The 2,885-nt window shown below is 38.7% G+C and carries 2 protein-coding genes and 2 pseudogenes; all 4 read left to right on the top strand.

The window, feature by feature from the left end:
• A pseudogene (locus tag ICL16_RS16265) lies at positions 1-532 on the top strand (hypothetical protein); the annotation flags it as partial.
• Between the two features lie 14 nt (positions 533-546).
• The gene (locus tag ICL16_RS47270) at positions 547-768 is read left to right on the top strand and encodes a hypothetical protein (RefSeq protein ID WP_337907031.1); all 222 of its coding nucleotides are present in this window, start codon (positions 547-549) and stop codon (positions 766-768) included.
• A pseudogene (locus tag ICL16_RS16260) lies at positions 696-1,610 on the top strand (ISKra4 family transposase); the annotation flags it as partial. The gene ICL16_RS47270 and the pseudogene ICL16_RS16260, both read left to right, overlap by 73 nt.
• Positions 1,579-2,885 (top strand): Mu transposase C-terminal domain-containing protein (locus ICL16_RS16255; RefSeq protein WP_337907030.1); only part of this gene is annotated, 1,307 nt, incomplete at its 3' end. The pseudogene ICL16_RS16260 and the gene ICL16_RS16255, both read left to right, overlap by 32 nt.

The raw sequence follows: 2,885 nt of genomic DNA, 5'->3' as shown, positions 1-2,885 counted from the left end.
CGGGAACATTGGCTTAACGAAAATAGCATTAATAAATGAAGAAAATCAAACGCTCCAAATTCCGTTAGAGAGCTTTAATGAATTACTAAAAAATCGAGATTTTTTGCTTCAATATAATAGGAGAGATTCTCATGAATCAGCTAACAAAATATTAAAGGCAGCGAGTGATATAGAATTGATGGAAGCAAATCGCCGATATCAAGTAATAGCTCCATGTCTGCAAGGAGAGCCAGTAAAAAATATTAATTTTCCCCGCCGAAGCATTTATTATTGGTTAAAAGCTTGGCGAGACGCAGAATTAAAATATGGAATTGGATATATCGGATTACTACCTAATTATAAAAAACGAGGGAATCGCAGTAATAAACTAACTACTGCTGTTCTTCAACTGATTGAAGAATTTATTAGTAAGGATTATGAGAGCTTAAAACAGAAAGGAAAGTTTGCATCTTATAGTGCATTATGTGGGGAGCATCCCATTTTTGCAGAAATAGCGATTCATGAGTGTAGCATGGGGAGAATACAACAATGACTTAAACCACAGCCATGACCCCCGAAGAAAAAGAACGGTTACAAGCAGCAGTAAAAGAAATCGCGGCAATTCTGTATAAAAATACATCACCATCTGAGTTAGAAACCTTGGAAGGGATCGAAAAAACAGTGCGCTCACAGATGCTGGAGCACGTCAGTCCCGAAATCGCTTTTTTTTTATCGAACAAACTACAGGCACAAATAAAGGACGACCCAGACAAATCAAAAGTTGTGTAGGGGAGTTGCCGATCACCGAAAAGCAAGCGCAAAAATTGGGGCTGGAGCCAAGAAGTCACTTGAGTCCAGTATTAGAGAAATGTAGCTTAAGGCTTTGTGCCAATGAGTCCTACCAAAATGCTGAGTTAGAACTAGAAGCATTAACGGGGGTGAAAGTGGGACATAGTACACTACACCGACTGGTGAGCAGACAGGATCTGCCACAACCATCGGCTTTACAAGCGGTTTCTGAAGTGAGTTTGGACGGGGGTAAGGTGCGGTTGCGAACGCCAAAAGGACTTGAATGTGAGTGGCGCGATTATAAAGCGGTACGCTTAGGCGGAATTTATTATGGCGCTTTTTTTGGGGATCATCAATCCCTTTTGGATTGGGTTAACTCACAAAGGCTAGTCACCCCATTAGTGTGCTTGGGGGATGGACATGATGGTGTGTGGAAATTGTTTACTGAAATCGGCAGTTCCTCAACCCGACTGGAGATCCTGGATTGGTATCATTTGCGGGAAAACCTCCACAAAGTTGGTGGTTCTCTCAAGCGACTCAAGCAAGCAGAAAACTTGCTATGGACTGGTGAGGTAGATGCAACGATCGCTTTGTTTGTTGATTTAGCGAAAAAACAGGCACAGAATTTTTGTGCATATTTGAACAAGCATCGAAGTCGGATTATCAATTACGCTTACTATCAGGCGGAACAGATTTGCTCTATTGGTTCTGGATCTGTGGAGTCTGCTATTAAACAAATCGGTTTGAGGTTGAAACTTTCTGGTGCCCAGTGGAATCCTGTCAATGTGCCGTCCATACTACAACTTCGCTGTGCTTACCTTAATGGTCAACTTGCCATTTGATGTTTTCGCAAAAATGGGATGCTCCCCATTATGTGAAGCTTGTCTAGTCAAAGGATTAACACCTCCCAGTTATAAAACATTTACTCAAAAAATAAATCAACGTCCAATTTATGAACAAATAGAGAAAAGACTTGGAAAAAGAAACGCTTATAAACACGAACCTTTTTATTGGGAGTTAGAATTAACTACACCAAGACATGGGGACAGACCATTTGAAATAGGTCATATCGACCATACAGAGTTAGATATTGAGTTAATAAGTTCTCGAACCTCAGTAAATCTTGGTCGCCCTTGGGTAACGTTTTTAAGTGATGCTTACTCCCGGCGAATACTCAGTATTTATTTAACATTTGACCCGCCGAGTTACCGTAGTTGTATGATGGTAATTCGTGAATGTGTTCGTCGTCATGGACGTTTACCAAATACAATAGTGGTAGATGGAGGTAAAGAATTTCATAGTATTTATTTTGAGAGATTGCTAGCAGCTTATTCTTGTACTAAAAAAACTAGACCAGCAGCAAAACCGAGATTTGGGTCTGTATGTGAACGGTTATTTGGGTCAGTAAATACAAACTTTATTCATAATCTCCAAGGTAATACTCAAATCACTCGTAATCCCAGAGGTATAACTAAAAGCATAAATCCACGTAATTTAGCTGTTTGGACATTAGGTAGTTTATATCAAAATTTATGCGATTGGGCTTATGAGTTTTATGATAACAAAGAGCATCCAGCATTAGGGCAAAGTCCAAAAGAAGCTTTCAACTCAGCATTTTTACAAACGGGATTACGTAGTCATAAAATTATTTATTATGATGAAACATTCGGTATTTTGAGTTTACCAACTACTAGTAAGGGTACGGCTAAAGTTATACCAAATCTAGGTATCAAAATTAATCATATTTATTACTGGCATAATAGCTTCCGAACTTCAGAAGTAGAAAAGACTCAAGTACCTGTACGATATGACCCTTATGATGTTGGTGTTGCTTATGCTTATGTTAAAACACAGTGGGTAACTTGCATCTCACAACACTATAGTACTCTTTCTGGTCACTCAGAAAAAGAAATTATGCTGGTATCTGAAGAACTACGTAAGCAGTATAAAAATCATTCAAAACAATTTGTAATTACAGCTTCCTCTTTAGCCAAGTTTCTCAGCCAAGTTGAACAACAAGAACAGATTTTATTACAACGTCTGCGTGACCTGGAAGCAAAAGAAATTTTATCTGTAATTAATCCAAGTCAAAATCATGAGTATTTTTCTCAAACCGG

The sequence above is a fragment of the Iningainema tapete BLCC-T55 genome (genome assembly GCF_014698965.1).
GTDB classification, from domain to species: domain Bacteria; phylum Cyanobacteriota; class Cyanobacteriia; order Cyanobacteriales; family Nostocaceae; genus Iningainema; species Iningainema tapete.
Note: the sequence above shows the minus strand (reverse complement) of the source record. Positions and strands in the feature narration are given on the sequence as shown.